Origin of the sequence: Coprothermobacter sp., assembly GCA_013824685.1 — a bacterium.
Classification (GTDB): domain Bacteria; phylum Caldisericota; class Caldisericia; order Cryosericales; family Cryosericaceae; genus Cryosericum.
The window spans coordinates 45754-70902 of record PNOG01000005.1 but is presented as its reverse complement, the minus strand read 5'-3'; the positions used below and the strand labels follow the sequence as shown (position 1 = coordinate 70902).

The window sequence follows — 25149 nt, the reverse complement described above, 5'->3', positions numbered from 1 at the left end:
TTTCAAGCGGAGCGCAGCACGGGCAGAAGTTCGAGGACGGCCGCTTCGACCGTCTCGATGAACGCCATGTCCTGTACGGATCCTGAGACCTCGTTCGCGTGGGGGTTCCAGTCTCTGAGCAATGCAAGAAGGGCTGCCTCTTCGGCCGGCGTACAGCCAGGGAACCTGTTCACGACGAGCAGATCTGCCCGGGCTGCCATAATGCCCATATTGGACTTGGCGCTCTGCAGCAGGGGGCATCGGAGGACGTACATGTATCGCGACCTCTCCGGGACGGAGGAGCAGTTGCCTTCGATGAGAACGGGTGTCTCTGCAGGCCACCGCTGAAGAGTCGTGGCCACTGCCTCCTCTGTCTCCCGATGAGGTCCGTCGAGGAGAATGATGTCACGTAACGGCCGCAACCATGGAGAGCGTTCCGACTGACTCAGGCGTCCAGTGTCACCTCCTTCGAGGGGCAGTGTCCCGGTCGCCAGCGAGCGCGTCGCGAGGTGCAGGCTGTGCCGTGAAAGCTTGATATACACGTCAAAAGGAAGGTCCCTTACGAGAGAGCGGCAGATCGTGGTCTTGCCCGAATGTCCGGAGGCCGAGTGAACGACCAGGGTCGAACGGGTATAGGTAGTCATGGTTGTCCGCCCCGTGGACTCTCCATTCTGTCGAGTAGTCCCCGCAAGTTCGTTTCGATGAAGTTGCCCATTGGTGCCTCCGAGGTCCGGCTGTCTGCCATTTCACCGTTCGCAGCTCTTGCTCCCGGAGTTGCATTTTTGTCCGGATGTATAGATAATACACAATTAGTGTGTTGTTGGGAGTGCAGTTGCTGTTGTGTCTCCGCGCGCTTGTTGGAAGCGGGCGATGAACAAGGACGGAACCGGGGGTGTGCTGGTGGAACGAAAGGTCCTCGTGGTCGACGATGACGTCGAAAGCCTGCGGCTGTATGGTGACATGCTGCGACGAGCGGGCTATACGGCGGTCACCGCAAGCACGGGTTGGGAAGGCATTGACCTGGCTGTCAAGGAACAACCCGGGCTGATTCTGCTCGATCTCCGTCTGCCGGATATTACCGGCCTGACCGTTCTCGAGACTCTTCGTACCGCTCTGTCGACCAAGAGCATCCCCATCATTGTCGTGTCTGCCATCAGCAAGGACGACGACGTCATGAAGGCCATGCAGATGGGGGCATTCGATTATGTCGTCAAACCTATCACCTACGACGACATGATTCGCAGGGTCGAGCTGGTCTTCTTCTCCCGTGAACGTCAGGGAGAGGGCGACCAGGCGCCCGTCCTGATCGTCGAGGACAGCGCACTAGATGGGGCCGCGCTGTCGGAGCAGCTGACCAGCTGGGGATACCAGGTCACATGGGTGCGGACGGGTCAGGAAGGAATCGAGCAGACTGCTACCGACAACTTCGACGTCATTCTGCTGGACGGACTTCTGCCCGACATCAACGGGTTCGAGGTCGTGAAGGAGATTCGCGCAACAGAGCGGCTGGGCACGACGCCCGTCATCATGTTGACGGTGCTGTCGGGACTCGTGGACAAACTCAAGGGGTTCGAGTGCGGTATCGACGAGTTTCTCAATAAGCCCGTATCGTGGGAAGAACTGCGCGTTCGCATGCATTCCCTGACGCGACTGAGGGGGATGACCAAACAGCGCTTTGCGTTGTCCGAGGTCGTTGGCGTCATCACGAATGCCATCGAACTGGCCGAGGCCACGGAGCCGCATCACAACCAGAAGGTCGCCAGCATCAGCGTCATCCTTGGCAAGAGGATGGGCATCCAGGGGCATGGGCTGTGGGTCCTGGAGATGGCGGGCTCGCTGCATGACGTCGGCAAGCTGGTCATACGGAGAGAGGTCCTCTCCAAGCCGGGCAAGCTCGATGCCTCAGAGTGGGCGGAGATGCAGCGACACAGCGAGTACGGGGAGAAGATCATCAAACCTGTCCATGGATTCAGTGAGGTGGCCGAGGTTGTCCGACATCATCATGAGAAGATGGACGGTTCGGGGTATCCTGACGGCCTGAAAGGGGATCAGGTTTCCCTGTTTGTGCGGATTGTAGGTGTGGCCGACAGCTTTGAAGCCTTGACGAGCGACCGGCCGTACCGTCCGGCGTTCGCCCGCGACCAGGCTCTGGAAATCCTTCGCAAGGAGACTGACGAGGGACGATGGGATCCACGGGTCCTTGCTACGCTGTCCGGCTCCCTCGACGATCTCGACAATCTGTAGTTCGCAGTTCGCCCCTGCCGGGGCCGGAAAGGAAGGTCGTTTCGTGAACGTTGAAGTCCAGGCAATTCTGTTTCCGTACGATGGTTCGAGAACGGTGGCGGTGATCAAGGAGTTCGAGAGTGCGCTCGAGGCAGCCGGTGTCCGGTGTGTCGTCGGCAACATGGCGGTGAGCTGCTATGGCGAGATGGATACGGTCCTCTCCGCCATCAACAAGGCATATCAGGCCATTGCAGTGGCTGACAGGCTCAGCGTCTCCCTTGTCATTGCCAACGACATGCCACAGATAGGCCGGAAAACCTGAGAGGCATGGTCTTCAACTGCCTTCCCAGGCGGACACTTTCCGTGTCCGTCACAGGTGGGGAATGTGTGTTGCACTGCAACCACTGCAACGGGCACTACCTCCAGCATATGGTTCCTGTCACTGCGGCCCGTCGGGTTCTTGAATCGGGAGCATACCGGAGCATCCTTCTGTCCGGCGGAAGCGACACTCGCGGGCGCCTGCCCCTGGTAGAGCATCTGGCATTCATCACGTGGGTTCACGAGCAGGGAATACGCATCAACGCTCACGCTGGCCTGCAGTCGGATGAGGACATCCATGCGCTGGCCCCCTTCTTCGACAAGGTCTCCCTCGACTATGTGTGGGACGATGGGACTGTCCATGACGTCTATCATCTGCAGCGATCTGGCGCTGACTATCTGCACGCAGCCCAGGGCTGGACGGACGCGTTCTCGGCAGCGGGCGGCTCGAAGGCACTGACGTCCGCGAAGCAGCGAGTCAACCTTCACCTTACGATCGGCCTCAAGGGCGGCGTCGTTGTCGGAGAATATGCGGCAATCGATTCACTGATCGCGTTTCAGCCGGCATCATTGGTCTTTCTGGTCCTCGTCCCCACGGAGGGGACAGTCTACGACAGCGCACCTGTTGTTCCGATCGATGACGTGGAGTCGGTGTTCGCCTATGCGAGACTGAAGCTTCCGTCGGCCGACCTCGTGCTGGGCTGCATGCATCCCAGGGTGGCTGGGTACGGCGAGCAGCTGGTGCATCTGGCGGAACGGTATCAGTTCCGGGGCGTCGTCGGTGAGCAGTCGACGGCAGAGGATGCAGATCAGGTGGAGGAGTGCTGTGTCTTCTATAAGTGACGCGCGAGTGCACAGACAGGTGGGTCGGTGAGTCTTCGGGCAAGCATCGGCACGCTGTCCATCCTGGGTCTGCGGGATATCCGCATGGCCGCCATGCCGACGACGGCGTATCTGATGACCAGCGGCAGATGCACAGGCGACTGTGCCTACTGTGGACAGGGACGGGGCGCCGTCGGTGATCACAGCTATCTTTCGCGCATCAGCTGGCCCGAGGTCGGCGAGAATCAGCTGGTCGAAGCGTTTGTCACGCATCCTGGAGTGTTCCAGAGAGTCTGTTTTCAGACGACTGCTTCACGCGGAGTGCTCAGACAGCTGCTCGCGCTCGTGCCACGGATCCACGAGGCAAGCGGCGTGCCGATTTCCGTGTCGTACAGGGTGACAAAGCACGAAGAGGCGGACCAATTGTTTGATGCAGGCGTGCAGCGCATCGGTGTCGCGATCGACTGCTGCTCCGAACGCCTCCATCCTCAGCTTCGGGGTGGGTCATTGGCCGAGTCGGTCACGCTGGTCAAGGATCTAGCCGGGAGGTATCCCGGCCATATCTCGACACACCTCATTGTCGGGCTGGGAGAGGATGAGATGGAGGCTGCCGAGCTGATGCTCGAGTTGCACCGTGCAGGTGTCCTGGTGTCGCTGTTCGCCTTTACTCCAGTTCGCGGCACGCGTATGGAACACGGTGTTTCCCCGGCGCTGGTGTCCTACCGCAAGCTTCAGCTGCTGCTCGGGCTGCTGGATTGGCAGGAGGAAGAGCGTTTCTGTGTCGCCTACGACGCCCGGGAGAGCATGCACGGTCTCGGTCTCAGTGAAGCGCAGATCCGGTCATTCCTGCAGAGGCACTTCGTGTTTGTGACACATGGATGCCCGGGGTGCAACAGGCCGTTCTATACCGAGGTTCCCGGCGGTACCATGTTCAACTTTCCGAACGTGCCGACGGGGGCGGTGCAACGAGAGATTGACCAGTTCATCGAGGAGTTGAAGGTCGACGGGTTCGATTTCACGGAGATGCGGCATAGTGGAGGAGAAGGCAGTCCCTCGGGAGACATGCCGCACTGCCTCAGAGCTGAAGAGAGCCCGGACTCCAAGAGCTGACATAGGCCGATTGCTGACGAAATGACAGAGCCCTGACACGACGTAGGGGCTCTGTCGCAGACAGTGGTCGATGGGGTCAGTTTGCGTGGCCGATCTCGTTGCTGGTATCTTCCTGGGAGTTGAGGATGCCAAGGATGCGCAAGAGATCTTCCTGATTGAAGTAGCTGATCTCGATGATGCCCTTGTTGACCCGCCCCCGTATGTTGACGCGCGTGGCCAGCAGTTTCTGCATGGTCTCCTGGATGTTGCGCAGCGCCTCGTCATGCACGGCGCCCGCGCGGGGCTTCTTTGTCAGCAGGCGCCGAACAAGCGCCTCGGTCTGACGGACCGAAAGCTGCCTGCGGACCACGTCTGCCAACACTGCGCCAAGCTGTCTCTGGTCCTTGAGTGGCAGGAGTGCACGGGCATGCCCGGCGGTGATGGTCCTATTGTCCAGGGCGGTACGCGCGGTCTCCGGAAGGTCCAGCAGGCGGATGAGATTGGCGACCGTGCTTCGGTCCTTGCCGAGACGCTGTGCGAGCTCGTCCTGGGTCGTCCCAAACTTGGTGAGGTACTCGCTGAAGGAGACGGCGACCTCGATAGGCGACAGGTCCTCGCGTTCCAGGTTTTCTGACAGAGCGACCTCCATGGTCGTGCGGTCGTCGAGGTCGCGGACCGTTACCGGAACTTGTTCGAGGCCCACCTGAACGGCAGCCTGGAAGCGGCGTTCTCCGGCGACGATCTCGAACTGGCCGTCCCGTGGGCGCACGATGATGGGCTCAAGGATGCCGTGTTTGCGGATACTCTCGCCCAGTGTTGCGAGCGCTGCCTCATCGAAGCGGCGGCGTGGCTGCAGCGACGACGGGACGATCTGGTCAGGGCGCAGCATGCGAATCCCCCTGTCTCCCGACAAGGTGGGCTGCGTCGGTTCGCTGGCGAAAAGGGCGTCGAGCCCTCGTCCAAGACGCTTACTGTTGTTCACGGGATTCTACCTCCTTGGCGAGCTGCCGGTACGCCTCGGCACCGGTGGAAAGCGTGTCATATTCCAGGATGGTCTTGCCATAGCTGGGCGCCTCGCTCATGCGTATGCTCCTGGGGATGACGGCGGTGAAGACGGTCTCTCCGAAGTGCTTGACAAGCTCATCCTTGACCTGTGCGGACAGGATGGTCCGTTTGTCGAACATGGTCACCAGGATGCCCAGCAGAGCAAGTTCCGGGTTTAGACGCTGCTTGACCAGACTGATTGTTCGCAGCAGGTTCGTCAAGCCTTCCAGTGCATAGTACTCACTCTGGATGGGGACGAGGACCTCGTGCGCCGCTGTCAGCGTGTTGAGGGTCAGAAGCCCGAGCGATGGAGGGCTGTCGATGATGATGTAATCCCAGGACCCGTCCAGGGCAGCCAAGCGACTCTGAAGGACGTACTCGCGGCGATCCATGTCAGCCAGTTCCAGCTCGGCCGCCGCCAGGTTGATTGACGACGGGACCAGCGAGAGATTGCGTTCGTGGCTGGGCTGGATCGCCTTTTCGATCGGATCGCCGGACAACAGGCACGTGTAGATGTTGGATGTGAGTTCCGCTGCGTTGAGCCCGAGGCCTGTGGTTGCATTAGCCTGCGGATCGAAGTCGACAAGCAGGACGTGATGGTTGAGCTCGGCGAGCGATGCGGCGAGCGACAATGCGGTGGTCGTCTTGCCCACACCGCCCTTCTGATTGGCAATGGCGATGATTCTCACGAGCCGTTCCTCCTGGACAACCGGCCGCTGAGGGTCGGAGTCACCTGCAGTATGACGAGCTTGGAATTGCGTTCAACACCCGGCAGGGCATAGTCAAGAACCGTGGCCGTACAGTGGACGCGATGCAGCGTAGCCACGAACGGTGGGTCCTGGAGTTCGGCGAGGTCGCGTTCTCCTTTCCACAGCACCAGCCTGCCATTACTCGCAAGGAGAGGGAGAGCGTACTGAAGGACTGTTGCGATGTGGGCGACGCCCCTGGCGGTGATCATATCGAAGGCTCGTTCGGGCGGGGCGCTCGCATGGTCTTCGACCCGTCCATGGACGACTCGTCCCCGGGGAAGGGGCACGCCGCTCACGAGGCTCTCCAGAAAGAGGGCTTTCTTGCCGACCGATTCCGTCATCGTTACCGCCGTGGTTGGCCATGCTAGTGCAAGGGGAACAACTGGGAAGCCTCCCCCCGTCCCGATGTCGAGGAGCGCGCGCGGGGCCTCGAGACCCACGAGCAAGGGTGCCAGCGAGTCGCGGACGTGCGTCGCGAGCAGGTGCTCAGGATCGGCGTCAGACGTCAAGTTCATGACCTCATTGGTCTTGACAAGCAGGGTCAGAAACGATACCAGCCCCGCGCAGAATGCGTCGGTGCATATCGTCGGCTTCGCCGTGAGAGGCAGTGCTGTAGCGAAGGTGGCCATTGACTGCCGTACGACGGCAAGAAGTTGTGTCGAACCGAACTCTCTGCCACTATCCATGCGGTCCTCCGGTCACTGTTCCACGTGGAACAACCTGATGTTCAGAGCCACTTCGCAAGGACACCCTTGATGACGCCGATCGATGCGAGAAAGACAATCGTGCACGCCCCCAGGACGCCCAGCGAGATGGATGCGATTGCATAACTCTTCTTCATCCGTGTGAACTCAGCGATCAGGCATCCTGTGTAGGCGCCGGTCCCTGGCAGCGGAATGGCCACGAACAGCGCGAGACCAACGAAGAGCCCATACTTCGCCAAGGAGGACTTGCTGCGCACGGCGAGACGGGTGCGGTAGCGCTGGAACCATGTCCACTTTGACACAATGGCGAGTGCGGGCTTCTCGAGGAGATAGAACAGCGGAGCGATGCACAGGTTGGCAAGCGTTGCGACCAGCAGCGCCTCCCACACGGGCATCTTGAGCACGCCGATGGCATATGGCAGCGCGCCGCGGACCTCGACGCCCGGGATGATGGTGATGAGAAAGATATGAAGGATATTTTGCACGAGTGTGGACACTCTCCCAGTATACCGGAGGCCTCCAAGGATGCAACGCGAACGTTGTAAAATGCCGGGCACCGGAGTACAATAGACATGCGCTATACGCTGTGGAACTGGGGGTCAAGGATGCTTGAGGGGAAGTTCGGCAACTGTCAGGTGGACGAAGTCCTCCAGACGATTGTCCAGGGCAAGGGGACCGGCCGCCTCAATCTCGAGGGGACGTCGATCTTTGGTGGGCGCGTCCAGGCGACGTTCTACATCGAGGATTCGCGAATGGTCTCTGTCGAGGTCGGTCCCGGTACGGCATACAGTTCCCTTGTTGACTTGTTCAGTCTCCGCGAAGGAAGTTTCTCGTTTGCGAGCGGTGAGACAGCGAAGACCAAGGACCAGTCTGTGCCGGTTGCAGACATCGTCCTTCAGGTGACGGCCGCTCTCGACGAGTGGAATTCTATGCGCCGGCGGCTTGGTTCCCTGGATGTGGTCTATGCCCTGAGGGTGGACGGCGCTACCAAGGACTTGATCCTTACCAGGGAGCAGTGGCAGGTGATGGCACAACTGGATGGCAAGGCATCGATGCGTGAGATTGCCAGGAAGACCGGCAAGGGGAGTGTCGCTGTGTCGAAGGCGCTCTACGGATTCATAGAGGCGGGGCTTGCAGCCGAGGTAGATGTTCCAGGTATCCCTCAGGATGTGGAACGGGAACAGACACAACGTCGAGGGTTCTTCGGCCTCTGGAGCAGGAAGTAGGAGGGCAGGATGCCGGGACTTCGGGAAGGCCTGTTCTTTGACGACGTCATGCTTCTTCCTCGCCGAAGCGAGGTCGGTGCATCCGACGTCAGCCTCGAATCGAGGCTCTCGACCAATGTCGTGCTGTGTTCACCGTTCGTCACGTCGGCGCGTCAGTTTGCGGCTGACTATCGCCTGGCTTCAACCGTCGCGCGGGCGGGCGGCATCGGCATCATCCCTCTGTTTGGGAGTGTCGAGGATCAGGCGCATGAGGTGCGCAAGGTCAAGGAGCTCACGTGCAAGGATGACGGGGCGGCCTGTGACCTCAAGGGCCGCCCCGTGGTTGGCGCCCTCGTTGATCTCGAACGGGAGGGCGCGCTGGAATGGATAGGCGCGCTTGCGGAAGTCTGGACAGATGTCATCGTCGTGGATGTGCCGCATGCTGACCGCCTCGTGATTCTTCGCCAGATCCAGGCGGTGAAAGCAGAGTATGACTGGCTGCCACTCATGGTCGGCAACGTTCAGACGCGCGCAGGAGCCAAAGACGTCATCGATGCCGGCGCGGACATCGTCGTCGTTGGTAGTGGGTTCAGTTCCTTTGCAGAGGCGACAGAGCTGTCCGGCGTTGGCGTTCCCGAGCTGTCCGCTCTCATGGAGGTCGAGGACGTCGCGTCCCTCTACGGGAGGCCGATCATCTGCAACATGGGTGTGCGCTCTGCCGCAAGCGTCGTCAAGGCTCTTGCCGCCGGGGCCGCAGCCGTCGTCCTCAATACGCTGACGACGGACACCGCCCCCCAGGTCATGGCGCACATTGCGACGCAGGTGCGCGAGAGTCTCAGCTATGTCGGCGCGTGCTCCATTGTGGAGTTGCGTGAGAAGGCTGAGTTCATCCGGATCCATCCGCCGTCCACCGTCTGACCTTGCCTCTCCTCAGAGATGTCAAACGCCCTGAGGTATGAGTCAGGGCGTTTTCATGACAGGCAAGGGACGAGTCCAGTGACCGATCAGCGCTCCTTGACGACCTGCACGTACCTGGCCGTCTTGTCGATGATGCCCTGCAGGTCGGCGCCGTGGTCGCGCATGAACACCATGTAGTCCACGCACCCGTGCGTCATGACTTCCCCGGGGACTGTGATCGGGATGCCCGGCGGATAGGGAGTCACGAGCTCCGCGATGATGCGTCCGACGGAGTCTTCCATGCGGACGCGCTCCCTCTTGGCATAATATGCCTCGAACGGGAAGAGGACCATCTCGGGAATGCTGGGGATGGGTGGCGGAGGAGTGATGCTGGAGGTCTTGCCGTGGCGTTTGCGGGAGATATCCTCGAGTGCCTTGATGAGAATCTCCACTGCTTCCTTAGGTGCCCCGATCGTGATGAATGCCAGGATATTCTCAAGATCAGACAATTCGATTTCGACGTTGTAGTCTCTGTTGAGGATCTCTTCGACCTGGAATCCAGTCAGTCCCAGTCTCGACACATGGACGGTCAGTTTGGTGAGGTCAACATCATAGATGGCGTCGGAGTGAGCGCGTTCCCTGCCCGGGGCAAAGAGCCCCTCGATGTTGTTGATGCGACGTCGAGCATCCTCTGCGAGATCGATGGCCCGTTGAAGCAGGTCGTGACCGTTCGTCGCCATCTGCATACGGGCGACGTCGAGGGCCGTTATGAGGATGTACGAGGGCGACGAGCTCTCCAACATCGTGAGCGTGGCTCGTACCAATTCCTTGTCCACGCGCCGTGAGCCCAGATGCAGCATGGATGTCTGAGTAAGGCCAGAGAGCGTCTTGTGCGTGCTCTGGACGACCATGTCGGCGCCCGCATCGACAGCGCTCTTGGGAAGGTCCGGGTGGAAATGGAAGTGCGACCCATGGGCCTCGTCGACCAGGATGCGACGTCCCGTGGCGTGCGCTTTCTGAACGTAGTAGTCAATGTCCGAGCTGATGCCGAAGTAGTTGGGGTTGGTCACGAAGACGGTCTTGGCTTCAGGGTGGTCCCGGAGCACGCGCGCGAACGTCTTCTTGGACGGGAATGTCTGGAACTGAAGCAGGCGGTCTTCTTCAGCCTCGAGGTAGATGGGGCGCAGTTCGTTGAGGATGAGTGCTCCGTACATCGAGCGGTGCGAATTGCGCTGCACAATGACGCGGTCATAGGGATCGCAGGTCGACAGGATCATGGCTTGGTTTCCGACCGTCGAACCGTTGACGAGAAAGAATGATTCGATGGCGCCGTAGGCTTCAGCGGCTAGCTCCTGCGCTTCCTTGACAACGCCGATGGGGCGATGGAGGTAGTCGAGCCCTTCGACCTCCGTCAGATCGGAAAGGAACACATTCTCTCCCCAGAACTCCTTGAGGCGCGGATGAATACCCTGGCCTGCCATGTGCCCCGGCATGTGGAGGCCGGCGCGGTGCTTGCCGATATACGACTGGACAGCATCGAAAAATGGGGTACGACTCTGATCTCTCATGGAACAGAGTGTACCGGCCAGACCCCTGCTGTCAACGCGCGAGGGTGAATCCTGGTTCCTGGTGTCAGCTGGCTCAGAACGTCTGTCCGGGTTTCAGGACCGCGCAATGGGCGCTTGTCGTGGAATCCACCTTCTTCCGGAACAGTTGCGGGTCGACGGCGATGACCGGGAAGGTCCCGTAGTGCATCGGGATCACGGTGCGTGGAGCGAGCATCTTGACTGCCTCTACGGCGTCGTCGATCCCCATCGTGAAATTGCCACCAATGGGGAGAAGCGCGATGTCCAGTGGGTGCAGTCGGCCGATGAGCGCCATGTCGAGAAACACGCCCGTGTCCCCGGCATGGTAGATGGTCCGCTGTCCGGTCTTGACGACAAAGCCGCAGGGATTTCCCGTGTAGATGAGGTGGCCGTTCTCCGTCACTGAGGAGCCATGCAGGGCCTGGGTCAGGAAGAGTTCACCGAATGGGAAGACGTGATTGCCGCCAATGTGCATGGCATGCACGTTCGCAACACCCTTGCCTGCAAGGTAGGTGACAAGTTCCGCCGGGCCGATGACCATTGCTCCGGTGCGCCTGGCGATGGCGATGGTGTCGCCCAAGTGATCGGAATGGCCGTGCGTCACGAGGATGTAGTCTGGATGGACATCGTCGGGACCCATGGATGCTGAAGGGTTGCCCGAGAGGAACGGGTCGATGAGGATGTCACCGGCTGTCGTGGTGATCAGGAAAGCCGAATGACCAAGGTAGGTGAGCTGCTCACGTGTCAAGGTGTCATATACCTCCTCGTCAGTTTACCTCCTGGGGCATGATGGTCAAGCCCCGGCTCAACCATTCACGGTGAGGCTTGCAATTGCCAAGGATGTGGTAAGATATGTTAAGTAGTTCGTTTTGCGATAGTTCGCGCGCTGCCAACACTGGTATCGAGGAATTGCAGCTGCGCCGGGGGAAGAAAACGTGATCAACAAAGTCATAGTCAGCGTTCCTGCAAGCACCGCCAATCTGGGACCAGGGTTCGACGCTTTTGGGCTAGCCCTCGAAATGCGCAGTACGTATACCGTCGAGGTGCTCTCGCCGGGAGAGAAGGGGAGCGTCCACTTTGAAGGCATGGGCGCCGACGTTCTCAACGAAAAGGGTTTCAAGTTCGTCAGCGAGGTCATGGACTACTTCGAGCGTGCCGAATCGGTGCACCTGCCACCGCTGAGCATCAGCGTCCATACCGGCATTCCTCTGACGCGTGGTCTGGGATCCAGTGCCAGCGCCATCGTCGGGCTCCTGTCGTGCTTCGAGGTCATGATGAACACGCAGTTCGATACCGGCAAAGTCCTCAAGTATGCTATCGCCATTGAGGGACACCCCGACAACGTCACCGCATCGCTGGTCGGCGGGTTCATCATCGCTGCGAGCGACAAGAGCGAAGTGGCCTACATGAAGGTCGTTCCACAGAACCTCAAGGTCGTCGTCATGGTCCCGTCCGGCTTCCTGTCGACGAAGAAGGCCCGGGCGTGCCTTCCTGACACGTATTCGCGCAGAGATGCTGTCTTCAACATCAGTCGCGCCTCGATGCTGTCTGCCTGCATCTTCAGTGGCAGTTATGACCTCCTGCCGTTCGCGCTTCATGACCGTCTCCACCAGCACTACCGCGAGAAGTTTGTCACCGGATTCCGCGAAGTGTCGCGTGCCGCCGACCGGGCCGGAGCGTATGGCAGTTTCCTGTCGGGAGCCGGACCCAGCATCGCCGCTCTCGCTGAGCCCGCCAAGGCGGAGAAGGTTGCCAAGGCGATGCAGAAGGCGATGATCGAGCTGGATGCAGAGGCCGAGACGTTCGTCCTCGACATTTCGGCCCAGGGGGTCATCCTGCAAACCGTCGACGACGAGAAAGCATAGTCCCTCCCCTGGAATGGTTGACCGCCTGCCTCTTATGGCGGGCGGTTCTCCTTTTCCTGGTTCGTCCTACGTCGGGAACCTGTAACGTGGCTTCAGAAGCGGATGTTGAGAATCATATCACGAAAAGTGGCCCTGTCAGACGATTTCAGACAATATGCCGTATCCCTAGACATTTTCGGTTCGCTCAGCCCCACCACGAGTATGTTTCGGTGGAACGAGCCTGGGATGCGGAGTTCAGAATGGCGACCTGAAACATGACCGTACAGGGGTTTTCCACAGCTCCCTGACAGGTTGTCCACGGCACGACCATACGTGACTCCACCAGTTTTCCACATAATCAACAGCGGCTGTGGAGAAAAGCCGATCTCAGGAAAGACATGCGAAGACGCCCCGGCGGTTCATGCCGGGGTGTCTCTTTGAGGTTCCTACAGAACGGGTCGGTCGGAACGGGCGACGCTACAGCTTTGCCAGCAGCCCCGTCCTCTCGTTGAACTGGTCGATGAGTCTGTCGAACGCTGGAGCAGCAGTCCAGATGTGGTTCCAGAACTCCGGCTCCCACAGTTCGCGCAGCTCCTCCGCAGTCTTGCCCTGCTGCTCGACCCAGGTGAAGTACTTGAGGTTATGCAGTTGCTTGCGGTCCCGATAGTTGAGTTCGCGGTACCAGTCCGTCAGAATGCCCTCGAGATACTTCACATAGTCGAGCGCCGCGTCCATCTCGGTATACGGGCCATACTCAGCCCGGAGTTCTTCGATGCGTGACAGGTACAGGTCGGCGGAATCCGTGAACACGGTGAAGACGACGTCGTTCTCGTCCATCTCCTCGTACTTGGCCATCTTGATTGCCGCGACCATGTTTGCCAGAGAGGAGATGCCCATCAGGTTGAGCTGCTCGATGAGCTCGCGCGGGACACCCTTCTTCTCCAAGTAGGCCTTGCCTGCCTCCTCATTGAAGAGGCGAAGCAGGTGCATCGGATACTCGTCGTCGATGGCGGCCACGGCGTCGGTGTTGCGGACGTTGTGGATCCAGGGGACGTGTTTGTCGCCGATGCCCTCGATGCGGTGCGCGCCGAACCCGTTTGCATAGAGGGTCGGGCACTGGAGGGCCTCGACGGCCGTGATATGGCTGTATGGATAGACCTTCTTGAGGTACTCGCCGGCACTGATGGTCCCGGCAGAGCCAGTAGCTGAGACATAGCCTGCCATGCGCGATCTTGGACCTTTGATGGCGTTGAAGACCTGCTCGAATGCCGAACCAGTCATGTCATAGTGCCACAGCGCGTTGCCGAACTCCTCGAACTGGTTGAACACGACGATGCCATCGCCACGGGCGGTCTTCAGCTCGTGTACCTTGTCGTAGATCTCTTTGACATTGGATTCGGTTCCAGGAGTGCCGATGACCTCCTTGGTTCCGATCTCACGCAGCCAGTCGAAGCGTTCCTTGCTCATCCCCTCCGGGAGGATGGCGACGGCATCCGTGGCCAGCAGGGCGCAGTCGAAGGCGCCACCGCGGCAGTAGTTGCCCGTGGACGGCCACACGGCCGCCTGCCGGGTCGGGTCGAACTGCCCGGTCACAAGTCGTGGAACGAGACAGCCGAATGCAGCGCCGACCTTGTGTGCGCCGGTGGGGAAATACTTGCCGACGATGCCCACGACACGAGCCCTGATACCGGTGATGGAGCTTGGGAGTTCGATATAATTCGCGTCGCCGTATAGGCCAGTTTTCACGTCGTTGTGCCACGTGATGCGGAACAGGTTGATGGGATTGACGTCCCAGAGGCCGACTCCCTTGAGCCTGGCCTTGACCTTGTCCGGGACAAGCGACGGGTCCTTCTGCTGTGCGAAGGTGGGGATGATGATATTGCGGTCCTGGGCTAGTTTGACGGTCGTTGCCAGAACGTCTTCGTGGACGGTCATATCAAATACAGCCATGTTGCACTCCTCTTATCAGAGAATCCGCACGTCGGGCACGGAAACACTTATAGAAACCAACTTCTGAGTCTAGCACCCTTGGAGGCTTGTTCAACCCTTGCGTGTGAAGAGCTTGACAAGCCGGCCGGTCGCATCGCGCAGGGCGGCGCCCAGAAGGTCGGGGTCAAGAGTCTTTTCCGGTTCGTTGTGAAACACGGCAAAGGGGACCTCGTGTCCCTTGACTGTGATGAACCCCTCGTCATGCCCTTCGGACAGGCGCGCCCAGTCGTTGACCTTGTAGTATCGCTCCATCTTGGCGTGCTCGAGCGAATGATACAGGATGGAATCGGCCTGTTCGGGGCGATAGCGCCTGCGGTTCTTGCGCAGGGACTCCTCGAATGAGACGTCGATGTACAGGATAGATGCTCGGCTGAGCACGTCGTCCGATAGATGCTGGAAGGCGGTTGCGAAGCCGTTTTCCCCGCCACGGGCAAACTCCATCATGACCGTGTGGTGTTCGAGAAACAGCGGATCCCGCGCCAGCTTCTTGCGGAAATCCAGGTCGATGCGCTCAATGAAGAAGTCCCAGATGCGGTCGTCCAGGAAGTACAGGGCATCGTCCGTGTCCCGCCGGCCAAGGCCCATGAATTGCCTGATCGCGTCGTTCTCGAAGGTCTGCCAGACGTAGGGAAAGTCGTCCAGTTCCTCGAACGGGGCGATGTGGTAGTCCCGCAACCGCTTCTCGTCCGGCAACTGTTTCAGAAAGTCGATCGTCTCGCTCTTGCCTGCTGCCGGTCGACCGATGAGCAGGATCACGTCGAGTTTTTCCATGGTACCTCCAGGCGGGGCGCTTCCCCGGCCCCATCATGTGAAAGCTTGCCCCGAAAGCGCGGTAGGGAGCAGCCTGTCATTGTACCAAACCGTGGGTCATAAGCAACCGACGAGAGCAGCTCTGAGTACTTAATGTTTCTGCTGCAGTTCCTCGATGAGGGTCATCAGGCGCGGCCGCTCTTCGGGGATGTCATCCGCGAGGCGTGCGACGGCCACCGGCAGCAGCCAGCTCCACATGGTGCCTGCTGCGTCGGGCTGCAGCTCGCGGTAGCGCTTCAGCCACGCTCTGTAGAACCGGTCCTTTGCCTCGCGCTCAACCCATGCTACGCGAAAGGATCCGGGCGGCGCATCCGCGATCCGGAGCAGCAATGCGGTGCGTGCGGCGTCGGATGCGGGTGTTCCACATGCGGCAAATGACCAGTCGATGACCATCGGACCCTGCGGCGTCATGAGCACGTTGTCCGGGTGGAAGTCACTGTGGCACAGGGCATCTCCGTCGGGAAGCCGCTCAAGGGTGGCCAGGGCGTCGCCCTTGACACGCGCGACCACGCCGGCCCGGGCGATGCGTCGCGCCAGGTCCTCGCGGCGAGAAGTCAGTCCTGACGCATGACAGTCATGCATGCGGGCCTGCAGTTCGGCGAAGAGGCCGGCATAGTATGTCACCCGCGCAGGTTCACGGCCGAGAAGGGTGAGCATGCTGTGTCCTGTCAGCCGTTCCAGCACCAGCCCTCGGCGACCGTCCACCGTGATGACACTCCTGAACTGGGGCGAAGGGATGCCGGCGGCGTTAGCTGCCCGTGTCCCCTCCATTTCCTGATCGATGAGACGCGAAGGAAACCCGGGGACAAAGAGCTTGAGGGCACTGCCTTCTTTCCAGGCATACACTTCTGCAGTTCGTCCATGACCGAGCAGTGTTGCCGAGCCGATGTGTTCTTCCATGTCATCCTCCTGATGACGATCCTGGGCAGGCATGTCATTCATGGCATGGCCCTGAGACGCGGAACAAGCATCCAGATGAGAGCTGCGCCTGTTAATGCTGCACAAGCGTTCGCGATGATGGCCACGGGCTCGCTCGCCCATTGTGCCAACCAGCCTGTCAGAAGCGAGCCGATGGGCATCATGCCGAAGAACACCAGACTGTAGACAGCGCTGACGCGCCCCCGCAGCGAGTCTTCCACCTGCGACTGGATCAGCACGTTGCAGAGACTGATGACCAGGATGCTGGCAAATCCGACCAGGCCCATGAGAAGCATTGCAAGGACCGTCGAGCGGGCGGCGGCAAATGCCAGAAGAGCGACGGGATAAGCGAACGTCCCGAACGTGGCAATGCGACCCTTCACCTTCAGATGGCTGACGGTCGCGATGGTCAGCGCTGCCAGCAGGGCCCCGATGCCCCGGGCAGACTGGAGCAGGCCGTTGATGGTTGCGCCAGTCGTTGCAGTGCCGTGCAGGACCTTGACTGCCCAGGCCGGGATAAGTGCGGCAAACGAGAGGCCGAACAGCGACGTAACCCCAATGAGGAGGATGAGTATGCGAATGTTTTCGTGCCTCCAGACGTACCTGAGCCCCTCGACGATCCCCGCCATAGGGCTCTGATCCCTCGGGCATAATGGCACCGGTCGAAGGCGCATGAGCAAGAGGGCTGCGATGACCGCGACGAAGGACAGGCCGTTGATGGTGAAGCACCAGGCCGGCCCCAGCAGGGCGTACACAGCGCCCGCGGCCGCTGGTCCCAGCGCCGTCGCCACGTTGAACATCGAACCGTTGAGCGCGACGGCGTTGGGCAGGTGCCGCTTGTCGTCGACGAGCTGGTTCACGAGGGCTAGGCGCGCCGGCGAGTCGAAGGTATTGGCGATTCCGAGCAGAAACGCCAAGACCAGGATGTGCCACGGGCGTATGAGGCCGGTGAAGGTCAGCAATGCCAGGACGAAGGCCAGCACCAGCATGGCAGACTGCGTATAGAGCATCAGCCTCTTGCGTGGTACGCGGTCTGTGACTGAACCTGCATAGAGCATGAATAGCCAGACTGGAAGGCCGGTGGCGAACGCGACATAGCCGAGAAAGGCGGATGACCTGGTCAGCTGGTAGGCAAGATATCCCTGCGCTGTCGCCTGCATCCAGGTTCCAAAGAGGGAAACGAGCTGTCCGGAGAACCATATGCGGTAGTTCGGGTACCGCATGGCCGCGAAGGTATCACGCAGGCTGATACGCGATGCAAGGACCGTGTCCCGGGTATCGAAGCACTTCACAGCAAAGCCCTCGTTCAACTTCTCGTCAACCATTCATCCGACCTCATTTACCAGGGATCGTGCGTTGTGCACAGAACACCATGAGTCTAGCACAAACTGGCGAGGGAGGGTCGGACGCTGGATTGACATTGTCCTTCCTGCTATACTGCGCACAGCATGAAACGTACGGCAGCACGATGATACGACCAGTAGCCCATGAGTGACTATTTCACAGGAGGATGACAATGAGGAGAGGAATCGTTTTGTTGCTGTTGTTGAGCCTAGTTCTGGTCGTTGGGTGCGGAAAGAAGACAGCCCCTGCAGAGACAGGAAGCATACGCGTCACTGTCGAGGACGACAACGGTGATGCAATCAAGGGCGTCGCGCTGACGCTCACGGACGGAGAGGGGAAGAAGACCACCGCTTCCTCCGACAGTAAGGGCAAGGCGTCCTTCACGGATCTCGCCAGCGGCGACTATGAACTGGAGGGGACGGCTTCCGGGTATGACACTGACTCGACGTCCCTGAGCGTCGAAGGAGACGAGCAGGAAGCCACACTGACGTTGACGTCGATGACGGCATCAGAAGACGAAGGATCGGGTACAGAACAGGAAAGCGGCAACAAGAGCATTCTGGAGAACGTCACCAGCTACCGCTGGAAATGGTCTTCAATGGAAGAGGGCAAGATGGACCCCTCAGTCGCGGAGGGCGCATTCGAGAAGCCGGACCACGAGTACTTCCGCACCGGCAACGGCGAGGATCTCAACGAGATCTACAGGGTTGGCAAGACGGTAAAGATGCGTAGCGGCACCGAAGGCGAATGGAATACATTCACCGGAGACGCAGCCGAGGGGATGATGGGCATGAGCGGCATCTACACCAGCATGTTCGGCCAAGATTACTCCTCCGTCAGCAAGGAGGACAGCGGGTTCAAGCGCTCCGACGGGGGAACGGTCAACGGCTACTCCACCCAGAAGTACGTCTATGAGATCTCGCTCAACGGCGCCGTGACAAGCACGACGGCATGGGTCATCGACAGCGGAGAGTTCAAGGGCGGCACCACCCGCTGGGAGACCAAGTCGACCAAAGACGGCAAGACGACCTCGTTCACATGGGACGTCTTCGACCTGAACAAGTCGATCGGTATCGAACTGCCCTGACGGAGCGACAACAGGAGGAGACAGCGCTACTCAAGTCTCGACGCGCACTCCTTTCCAGAACACCACATATTTGATGATGTTGGCTGCCTTCGACTTGGGTTCGAGATACGACCAAGCCGCATCCGCGTTGGTCAGTGTTACGTTGTTCCAGATTGCTCGCGCCATGTGCCACCCTCTTCAAGAATTACGTGCAGTGCAGCATTGACATGTTGCACTGCAACGCCCAGTCTTGGTCCCCCACAGGCTCAGCCTCCATCGAGATCGCTATCGTTGCAGGGTAGTCAAGCAACCCGAACCGCGTAAAATAGAATTGTATATTTGCATATTCGACGTGGGTAGACGGTCACTCCGCCGCGAGAGGACAAACATGATATCAGAAGCAAGTGTACAGGCTCAAAGCACTCTCAGACTCAGCCCGGAACAGGTCCGTGAACTCCTGCCCCAGCGAGAGCCGTTTCTCTTCGTCAACGGTCCTGCGGATGTCGTTCCAGGCGTCCGTGTAACAGCGCAGGCAACCTATCCAGAGGACAGCTCCTTCTACACTGGGCACTTCCCCGGATTTCCACTGACACCCGGCGTAATCATCATCGAGACCATGGCACAGGCCGCCTCACTGATGATGCTGACGACACCACGTTTTTCGGGCCAGATCGCCTACTTCGTCGGCATCAGGGACGCACGGTTTTTCAAGGCGGTCCTCCCCGGCGCAGTTGTAGAACTCACCGGCAGTGTGGTCTCGATGCGGCACGGGGTCATCGAAAGCAACATGGAGGCGTGGACGGGTGGCGTCCGCACAGCTGCTGCGATTCTGACATGCACCTTCCGCGCCCATCGTTCTTCTTCCGATGGGAGAGGGTAAGGTTGGAGGTTGACGGGACATGTTGATGGAGCCGGTTCACGGCAGGGAACGCAAGGGCAGCGTCAAGAACGAACAAGGAGTGTGGACATGGTAGCACAGCATACTGGCACAGACCGGCTGTCTGTCATCATCACCGTCGCCGACCGCATGTGGAGAGGATTCTTCATCAACTGGCTGGCTGCCAGTCCACTTCTCGTAAATCCGGTGAGGGCATCATTGATGCGCCTCTATGGGATACGGACAAGGACGCACGGGATTCGGCCCGGATGCTACTTTGCCGGCCGCGACATCGTCATCGGAGCAGGCACGTTTGTCAACTACCGTTGCTTCTTCGACGGCTCAGCGCCCATTCGTATCGGGAAGAACTGTGGCATAGGCATGGAAGTGCTGTTCTGCACGTCGACGCACATGATGGGACCGGCGACCGAAAGAGCGGGGCGCGTCAATCCCCAACCCATCACAGTTGGGGACGGCTGCTGGATCGGGGCACGCTCAGTCATTCTGCCGGGCGTGACGATCGGAGACGGCTGTGTCATAGCGGCAGGAGCCGTCATCAACAAAGACTGCGCTGCCAATGGCATGTATGCCGGCGTTCCTGCCCGACGCATCAAGGAACTGCCGGTGGAAGATTGACGCGGTGTCACGCATAGCGATGCATCCAGTAGGTCGTTCAGGGGGTCGTATGATGGAGCAGCTGGATAGGGGATACCTCTTCACGGACATCGGCGCACTGGAGGTCGCAGGCACCGAACGCGGCATCGTGTCGGTGACGTTCGTCGAGAACGTCGACATGGGAGCGGCCTGCGTGACGTCGGTCGTGCAGCAGTGCATCACAGAGCTGAGCCAGTACTTCGGCGGCAGGCGGACGACGTTTGCCGTCCACCTGAACCCGGGAGGCACGGAGTTCCGGAGGCTGGTCTGGCATGCGTTGCGGAAAATCCCGTTTGGACAGACGAAAAGCTACGGGGACGTTGCCGCGGCTATTGACCGTCCCAGGTCGGCACGCCCGGTGGGCGGTGCAGTGGGGCACAACCCCATCGCCATCATCGTTCCCTGTCATCGCGTAATCGGCAGTGACGGCTCACTCACCGGCTACGCAGGTGGTCTCGACCGCAAGCGTTGGCTGCTGGAGCACGAGCAGAGGGTTCTGGCTGCTAGAGGCTGAGCACTTCCCGCAGAGGACTGACGCGCACGCCGGCATCATCCAGCGCACGATGGACCATCTCCAGGATGCGGCACGCAGCAGGATTGTCCCCGTGAACACAGATGGAGTCGGCATGGATCGCGACGACCTCTCCTTGCACTGTCTCGACGGTCCCCTCGGTCACCATCCTGATGACGCGAGGGGCGATAGCCTCGGGGTCGTGCAGGACGGAGCCCTCATGGGCGCGAGCGACCAGCGAACCATCCGCCTGGTAGGCGCGGTCGGCAAAGGCCTCGGCGGCAAAAGGGACACCTGTTTCGTGGGCAGCAAACTCGTGCTGTGACCCGGGCAGTCCAAGCAGGATGAGAGCAGGGGCTGCATCCCGGGTCGCTCGCGCAAGGGCGCGGGCGAGATCCGGGTCCCTGGCCGACTGGTTGTACAACGCTCCGTGCGCCTTGACATGGCACAGTGAAATTCCTTCGGCACGACAGAGAGCCGCCAACGCTCCAATCTGGTACAAGCAGAAAGCATAGACTTCATCGGGAGTGCACGTCATGGCGCGGCGGCCGAATCCGACCAGATCTGGATACCCCGGGTGTGCTCCGACAGCGACGCCGCGATGATGTGCCGCTCTCACCGTCGCCAGCATGACCTCCGGGTCCCCTGCATGAAAGCCGCAGGCGACATTGGCACTGGTGATATGGTTCAGGACATGTGCGTCATCGCCGAATGTCCACGCCCCGAAGCTTTCACCTACGTCGCTGTTGAGGTCAACTGCCATGCCCATGGTCCACCTCCAGAGGAGTCACGTCCTGCCATTCAACCACATGCCGTACGCCGTTCACCGTCACCTGCAGTGTACCACCTGCGCGGCACTGGCGCCAGATGGCTTGCAGGCGAGTCAATTCCTTCCTTGCAGAGGACTGCCTCTCCAACATGTCCCGTGCATCATCGAGGGAGCACATGCGAAAGTGGACGCTGTCACCCGGTTGACGTTGTGCCAGCCATCCGAGTGCCGCCGAGGCGACGACGAACGGCTTGATGTATCCCCCGATCGTCTGGCGATCCGCCAGCATGATAATAGGCAGACCTGAGCCTGTCACCTCGACGGCTCCCTCGGGGACGACCTCCGAGATGACGTCCGCACTGCCTTCCAGGTCCAGTCGTTGCCCCTCCAGTCGGCAACCCATGCGGTCGCTGTCGTTGCCCACGGTCCATGTCGCGTCCAGGAATGCCTGTTGTGCGCCGGGTGTCAGCGCGTCGGCCTGTGGACCCGGAAGGACCGGAACCGGTGTGTCCATGGCATATGACGGCCGCAACTCGACCGGGCAGGAAAACCCATCCGGATGCCTTGCCTCTCGCGTCAGAGGGTGCAGAGGAAGACGGTCTCCCGTACGCAGTACTCGTCCTTCGAATCCTCCCAGTGCAGCCCGCAGGAGTGTAGAACGGCTGCCCAGGACACCCGGAACGTCGATACCTCCCGCGACACATAGCCAGGCGCGGCACCCGGCTCCGGTGGAACCGGCTACGGAGAGGACGCTGCCGGCCCGTACCAGGATCGCGGTCCATGCCGGGACGTCATACCCGTCGACCTGCAGACCCATGTCCGCACCCGTCACGGCCACCAGCGTGTCTGTCGTGAACGCCAGGCGGGGACCGGATAGAGTCATTTCCAGTGCCGCAGCTCCTTCCTCGTTGCCGACCAGACGGTTCCCGAGGGCCAGTGCCTGCCGGTCCATGGCCCCTGAGACGGGAACCCCCAGATGCTGCAGGCCCCAGCGGCCGTCGTCCTGTACCGTCGTCAATAGACCGGGCTCAAGCACTTCGAACCCACCAACATCTTGCTCTGAAACATCACATATCTGTGGATAACGTGTGAATTCATGTGAGTGCTGCTCTTCAAATTCCTCGACGCTGATGGGAGAGAAGCAGACGGCGTCTCCTGCCTGCACCAGCGAGGGCTGCTCACGCGAGGGGTCGAACAAGGCGAGAGGGGTGCGACCGATGATGTTCCAGCCTCCTGGGCTGGACACCGGGTAGACGCCCGTCTGTGCACCCGCTATCCCCACACTCCCTGCTGGGACAGTGGCCCGCGGCGTTGCCAGGCGCGGCGTCGCCAGTTGCGGGTCGAGGCCCATGAGGTATGGGAAGCCGGGCAGGAACCCCAGCATGGAGCACTGGTAGCCGGCTGCAGCGTGTCGATGCACGACCTCCTGCTCTCTCAGTCCAGAATGCCGGCAGACGGTCTCCATGTCCGGACCGTATGTGCCGCCATAGCACACCGGGATCGAAACGGTCCTCGGCTGGACGGGCGGGGCGGCCGTGACATTTCGTACGGCTCTGGACACCAGTTCTTGGACCTCTTCCGGTGAGACTTGCAGCGGCTGGACGATCAGCCCCAGCGTGCAGTATCCCGGCACTGTCTCGACCAGCCAGGTGGGATGCAGTGCCTCAGTGGCACGCCCCAGCGCACGGACGCGCGCACTGGTCGAGGGAGAGACGTCGTCTCCGACCACGACCAACCAGCAGCTGTCGCCGTCCTGCACCACAGATACCGCCCATTCCTGCGATTCCATAGTATCATGATAGCCCTGTTCGCTCAGAGTGCGCTCCCGGGTTCGTCGGGACGCGAGAATGGGGTTCCAGCGACGCATCGCTCGATCCTCTGACCCGTCATTCCCGCGCATGTGGGAATCCATCAGCTGAACGGCAAGGGCACCTTCGGGTCAGGGAAAATTGGTGCTCGTGGGTTTCAATGCGTTCGCTTGCGTCGTCACGTTGACCCCTTCCACCACCTGTTGTATGATGCAGTCAGGAGACAGGGGGTGCCACATGTTGCCACGAGTCGTCATACACAATGCCGTGAGCGCCGATGGGCGTATCGACTGGTTTGAAGCCGACGTCGGGGTTCTCTATGACCTCGCGGGGAGATGGCACGAGGAGTGTACGCTGGTGGGTTCAGGGACGGTCCTGGCGGCTCCTGAATCGGCAGCACGGGACAAGGGCCCCTGGGAACCGCAGGTCGCCGTCCCGACTGACACGCGTCCGCTGCTGGCGATCGTGGACAGCCGGGCGCGCGTCCGCTGCTGGAAGACGTGGCTGGCGATGCCCTACTGGCGAGGGGGCGTGGCGATCTGTTCAGACAGCACGCCGGATGAGTACCTGCAGTACTTGGCCGAGGCAGGGGTCGACTTCATCGTTGCCGGACGCGAGAAGGTCGACATGAGAGCCGCACTGGAAGAGCTGAACGCACGCTACGGCATCCAGACTGTGCGCGTCGATTCGGGCGGTATTCTGAATGGCGTGTTGCTCCGGGCCGGACTCGTCGATGAGGTCAGCATCCTCGTGCATCCGGCACTGGTGGGCGGAACGTCGCAGCGCTCCATGTTCCGCGCGCCGGACCTGGCATCTCCCGAAGGCGTCATTGCCCTCACGCTTGTCAGCGCCGAGACTATTGGCGAGGGCCTGGTGTGGCTGCGCTACAAGGTCGCCGGCAGGAGGAAGAAGGCTCCCCGCAAGACCTGAAGCAGGCGACTGCAGAGTTGTGCGCATCCCCAGCCACTTGCTTGACTCGGAGAGCGTTTCCTCTATACCTGAGACAGATGAACGCATGAGACGAATGCCCGTCATTGGCATCAGGGTCGGATAAGTGGAATTCTGGTGGTTTGATTCGGGTGCGTTGCAGGTTCTGTACGGTTGTCACAAGGGGGTCTATCATGGTCACCCGCATACCGGCACAGGAACGCCATTTTGTCGACCTGTCATGGATCCAGGCCTATTGGCTCTTCTCATACGGCGAGTGGTATGTGCCAGGCAACGTGCGCCTGGGCAAGCTGCGCGTCTTCAACGACGACTTGATCCAGCCAAGGGAAGGATTCGGGATGCATCCCCACGAGGAACTGGAGATGGTCACGATCATGCTAGTGGGGCAACTGACCATCACCGATGATGCCGGGGAGCGCACGATTGTCCATGCAGGCGAGGTACACCGCATATCTGCCGGCACGGGGACACGACACACGGAGAAGAACCAGGAGAGCGACCCAGCCCGGTACTATCAGATCTGGATCTTCCCGGACGAACCCGGGCTGATACCATCACACGAGCAGAAGGACTTCACGCAGATGTCGCGGCATGACCAGTTGCTGACGGTGGCCTCGGGCAAGGGGAAGCCCGCTGCGGTGACGCTGCATGCCGATGCCTCCGTCTCGCTGTCGACGTTTTCTCCAGCCTTTGCGCTTGAGTACCCCGTCACAGGCGACCGGTGCGTCCTGCTGTATGTGACGTCCGGATCCATTTCACTCAACGGTACCCTATTGGAGCAAGGAGACCAGGGACGAGTAAGCGGCGAGGCTAAAGCGCTCTCCCTTGCATCGGCAACAGGCGGGAGCTTCGTCCTCGTGGACGTTGCTGCCTGACCCCCTTCAGTTGCTATCGATGGCGTCACCTTGGTGTCCTGAAGACGCCGGCGGCCTCTCCGTCGCGTTGTACGTGACGGGGCTCTTCATATCATGGGATCGTTATGAAGGGAGTCGAGC

At 60.4% G+C, this 25149-nt stretch carries 26 protein-coding genes; 13 read left to right on the top strand and 13 right to left on the bottom strand.

Annotated features, from left to right (window positions below; genetic code table 11):
- Positions 1-2 precede the first annotated feature (2 nt).
- Positions 3-623: a hypothetical protein gene (locus C0398_01085; protein MBA4364585.1), complete on the bottom strand. Its 621-nt coding sequence runs from the start codon at positions 621-623 to the stop codon at positions 3-5.
- A gap of 226 nt (positions 624-849) precedes the next feature.
- Between C0398_01085 and C0398_01080 the strand changes: the two genes are divergently transcribed.
- From C0398_01080 to C0398_01065, 4 genes are read left to right on the top strand one after another with little or no spacing between them, the layout of a single operon-like run.
- Complete coding sequence (locus C0398_01080; GenBank protein ID MBA4364584.1) at positions 850-2223, top strand: hypothetical protein; 1374 nt, start codon at positions 850-852, stop codon at positions 2221-2223.
- Positions 2224-2266: 43 nt separating this feature from the next.
- A complete protein-coding gene (locus tag C0398_01075) occupies positions 2267-2524 on the top strand; it encodes a hypothetical protein (protein MBA4364583.1) in 258 nt (85 codons plus the stop codon).
- 5 nt (positions 2525-2529) lie between these two features.
- Positions 2530-3363: a radical SAM protein gene (locus tag C0398_01070; protein MBA4364582.1), complete on the top strand. Its 834-nt coding sequence runs from the start codon at positions 2530-2532 to the stop codon at positions 3361-3363.
- Positions 3364-3390: 27 nt separating this feature from the next.
- On the top strand, positions 3391-4452 hold the full coding sequence (locus C0398_01065; protein MBA4364581.1) for a hypothetical protein: 1062 nt from the start codon (positions 3391-3393) through the stop codon (positions 4450-4452).
- Between the two features lie 76 nt (positions 4453-4528).
- Here C0398_01065 and C0398_01060 read toward each other — a convergent pair whose 3' ends face one another.
- From C0398_01060 to C0398_01045, 4 genes are read right to left on the bottom strand one after another with little or no spacing between them, the layout of a single operon-like run.
- On the bottom strand, positions 4529-5413 hold the full coding sequence (locus tag C0398_01060; protein MBA4364580.1) for a hypothetical protein: 885 nt from the start codon (positions 5411-5413) through the stop codon (positions 4529-4531).
- Entirely contained in the window at positions 5400-6164 is a 765-nt protein-coding gene (locus C0398_01055) for a sporulation initiation inhibitor Soj (GenBank protein MBA4364579.1), read from the bottom strand. Before C0398_01055 ends, C0398_01060 begins: the two co-directional genes overlap by 14 nt.
- Complete coding sequence (gene rsmG, locus C0398_01050; protein MBA4364578.1) at positions 6161-6910, bottom strand: 16S rRNA (guanine(527)-N(7))-methyltransferase RsmG; 750 nt, start codon at positions 6908-6910, stop codon at positions 6161-6163. Before rsmG ends, C0398_01055 begins: the two co-directional genes overlap by 4 nt.
- A 41-nt stretch (positions 6911-6951) precedes the next feature.
- The gene (locus C0398_01045) at positions 6952-7425 is read right to left on the bottom strand and encodes a small multi-drug export protein (GenBank protein ID MBA4364577.1); all 474 of its coding nucleotides are present in this window, start codon (positions 7423-7425) and stop codon (positions 6952-6954) included.
- 75 nt (positions 7426-7500) lie between these two features.
- On the opposite strand from C0398_01045, the gene C0398_01040 reads away from it, so the two are divergent.
- On the top strand, positions 7501-8154 hold the full coding sequence (locus C0398_01040; protein ID MBA4364576.1) for a hypothetical protein: 654 nt from the start codon (positions 7501-7503) through the stop codon (positions 8152-8154).
- A gap of 9 nt (positions 8155-8163) precedes the next feature.
- A complete protein-coding gene (locus tag C0398_01035) occupies positions 8164-9051 on the top strand; it encodes a hypothetical protein (protein ID MBA4364575.1) in 888 nt (295 codons plus the stop codon).
- Positions 9052-9137: 86 nt separating this feature from the next.
- On the opposite strand, the gene C0398_01030 is transcribed toward C0398_01035, so the two are convergent.
- Complete coding sequence (locus C0398_01030) at positions 9138-10598, bottom strand: arginine decarboxylase (GenBank protein MBA4364574.1); 1461 nt, start codon at positions 10596-10598, stop codon at positions 9138-9140.
- Positions 10599-10671: 73 nt separating this feature from the next.
- The gene (locus tag C0398_01025) at positions 10672-11364 is read right to left on the bottom strand and encodes a metal-dependent hydrolase (protein ID MBA4364573.1); all 693 of its coding nucleotides are present in this window, start codon (positions 11362-11364) and stop codon (positions 10672-10674) included.
- 160 nt (positions 11365-11524) lie between these two features.
- Here C0398_01025 and C0398_01020 point away from each other — a divergent pair, with 160 nt between their 5' ends.
- Positions 11525-12481, top strand: coding sequence for a homoserine kinase (locus tag C0398_01020; protein ID MBA4364572.1), 957 nt, complete (start codon positions 11525-11527; stop codon positions 12479-12481).
- A 456-nt stretch (positions 12482-12937) separates the two neighbouring features.
- Here the strand turns inward: C0398_01020 and C0398_01015 are convergent, their stop codons facing one another.
- The 4 genes from C0398_01015 to C0398_01000 all read right to left on the bottom strand — a co-directional run bounded on the left by C0398_01015 (position 12938) and on the right by C0398_01000 (position 17502).
- Positions 12938-14410 carry a pyridoxal-5-phosphate-dependent protein subunit beta gene (locus C0398_01015; GenBank protein ID MBA4364571.1) on the bottom strand — a complete coding sequence of 491 codons (1473 nt, stop codon included), beginning with the start codon at positions 14408-14410 and terminating at the stop codon, positions 12938-12940.
- 90 nt (positions 14411-14500) lie between these two features.
- Positions 14501-15220, bottom strand: a complete 720-nt coding sequence (locus C0398_01010) for a hypothetical protein (protein ID MBA4364570.1) — start codon at positions 15218-15220, stop codon at positions 14501-14503.
- A 129-nt stretch (positions 15221-15349) separates the two neighbouring features.
- Positions 15350-16300, bottom strand: coding sequence for a hypothetical protein (locus C0398_01005; protein MBA4364569.1), 951 nt, complete (start codon positions 16298-16300; stop codon positions 15350-15352).
- A complete protein-coding gene (locus C0398_01000) occupies positions 16198-17502 on the bottom strand; it encodes an MFS transporter (GenBank protein MBA4364568.1) in 1305 nt (434 codons plus the stop codon). Before C0398_01000 ends, C0398_01005 begins: the two co-directional genes overlap by 103 nt.
- Before the next feature lie 185 nt (positions 17503-17687).
- On the opposite strand from C0398_01000, the gene C0398_00995 reads away from it, so the two are divergent.
- The 4 genes from C0398_00995 (at position 17688) to C0398_00980 (ending at position 20632) form a co-directional block, all read left to right on the top strand.
- Positions 17688-18608: a hypothetical protein gene (locus C0398_00995; GenBank protein MBA4364567.1), complete on the top strand. Its 921-nt coding sequence runs from the start codon at positions 17688-17690 to the stop codon at positions 18606-18608.
- 367 nt (positions 18609-18975) lie between these two features.
- A complete protein-coding gene (locus C0398_00990; protein MBA4364566.1) occupies positions 18976-19467 on the top strand; it encodes a 3-hydroxyacyl-[acyl-carrier-protein] dehydratase FabZ in 492 nt (163 codons plus the stop codon).
- 147 nt (positions 19468-19614) lie between these two features.
- Entirely contained in the window at positions 19615-20100 is a 486-nt protein-coding gene (locus tag C0398_00985; GenBank protein ID MBA4364565.1) for an acetyltransferase, read from the top strand.
- A gap of 49 nt (positions 20101-20149) precedes the next feature.
- A complete protein-coding gene (locus C0398_00980) occupies positions 20150-20632 on the top strand; it encodes a cysteine methyltransferase (GenBank protein ID MBA4364564.1) in 483 nt (160 codons plus the stop codon).
- Here C0398_00980 and C0398_00975 read toward each other — a convergent pair.
- The gene (locus C0398_00975; protein MBA4364563.1) at positions 20622-21398 is read right to left on the bottom strand and encodes a hypothetical protein; all 777 of its coding nucleotides are present in this window, start codon (positions 21396-21398) and stop codon (positions 20622-20624) included. The two genes, C0398_00980 and C0398_00975, sit on opposite strands and share 11 nt — an antisense overlap.
- Positions 21382-23310, bottom strand: coding sequence for a hypothetical protein (locus C0398_00970; GenBank protein MBA4364562.1), 1929 nt, complete (start codon positions 23308-23310; stop codon positions 21382-21384). Before C0398_00970 ends, C0398_00975 begins: the two co-directional genes overlap by 17 nt.
- Before the next feature lie 40 nt (positions 23311-23350).
- On the opposite strand from C0398_00970, the gene C0398_00965 reads away from it, so the two are divergent.
- Complete coding sequence (locus C0398_00965; GenBank protein MBA4364561.1) at positions 23351-24136, top strand: deaminase; 786 nt, start codon at positions 23351-23353, stop codon at positions 24134-24136.
- A gap of 191 nt (positions 24137-24327) precedes the next feature.
- Positions 24328-25029: a pirin family protein gene (locus C0398_00960; GenBank protein MBA4364560.1), complete on the top strand. Its 702-nt coding sequence runs from the start codon at positions 24328-24330 to the stop codon at positions 25027-25029.
- Positions 25030-25149 lie beyond the last annotated feature (120 nt).

Bases quoted from the DNA above. Each gene is read 5' to 3' on its own strand.
- C0398_00975 (MBA4364563.1), bottom strand. From the start codon at position 21,398: ATGGGCATGGCAGTTGACCTCAACAGCGACGTAGGTGAAAGCTTCGGG.
- C0398_01070 (MBA4364582.1), top strand. From the start codon at position 2,530: ATGGTCTTCAACTGCCTTCCCAGGCGGACACTTTCCGTGTCCGTCACA.
- rsmG (MBA4364578.1), bottom strand. From the start codon at position 6,910: ATGGATAGTGGCAGAGAGTTCGGTTCGACACAACTTCTTGCCGTCGTA.
- C0398_00995 (MBA4364567.1), top strand. From the start codon at position 17,688: ATGACAATGAGGAGAGGAATCGTTTTGTTGCTGTTGTTGAGCCTAGTT.
- C0398_00980 (MBA4364564.1), top strand. From the start codon at position 20,150: ATGATGGAGCAGCTGGATAGGGGATACCTCTTCACGGACATCGGCGCA.
- C0398_01005 (MBA4364569.1), bottom strand. From the start codon at position 16,300: ATGGGCGAGCGAGCCCGTGGCCATCATCGCGAACGCTTGTGCAGCATT.
- C0398_01040 (MBA4364576.1), top strand. From the start codon at position 7,501: ATGCGCTATACGCTGTGGAACTGGGGGTCAAGGATGCTTGAGGGGAAG.
- C0398_01080 (MBA4364584.1), top strand. From the start codon at position 850: ATGAACAAGGACGGAACCGGGGGTGTGCTGGTGGAACGAAAGGTCCTC.
- C0398_01010 (MBA4364570.1), bottom strand. From the start codon at position 15,220: ATGGAAAAACTCGACGTGATCCTGCTCATCGGTCGACCGGCAGCAGGC.
- C0398_01000 (MBA4364568.1), bottom strand. From the start codon at position 17,502: ATGGTTGACGAGAAGTTGAACGAGGGCTTTGCTGTGAAGTGCTTCGAT.
- C0398_00990 (MBA4364566.1), top strand. From the start codon at position 18,976: ATGATATCAGAAGCAAGTGTACAGGCTCAAAGCACTCTCAGACTCAGC.
- C0398_01015 (MBA4364571.1), bottom strand. From the start codon at position 14,410: ATGGCTGTATTTGATATGACCGTCCACGAAGACGTTCTGGCAACGACC.
- C0398_01035 (MBA4364575.1), top strand. From the start codon at position 8,164: ATGCCGGGACTTCGGGAAGGCCTGTTCTTTGACGACGTCATGCTTCTT.
- C0398_01030 (MBA4364574.1), bottom strand. From the start codon at position 10,598: ATGAGAGATCAGAGTCGTACCCCATTTTTCGATGCTGTCCAGTCGTAT.
- C0398_00970 (MBA4364562.1), bottom strand. From the start codon at position 23,310: ATGGATTCCCACATGCGCGGGAATGACGGGTCAGAGGATCGAGCGATG.
- C0398_00960 (MBA4364560.1), top strand. From the start codon at position 24,328: ATGGTCACCCGCATACCGGCACAGGAACGCCATTTTGTCGACCTGTCA.
- C0398_00985 (MBA4364565.1), top strand. From the start codon at position 19,615: ATGTGGAGAGGATTCTTCATCAACTGGCTGGCTGCCAGTCCACTTCTC.
- C0398_01085 (MBA4364585.1), bottom strand. From the start codon at position 623: ATGACTACCTATACCCGTTCGACCCTGGTCGTTCACTCGGCCTCCGGA.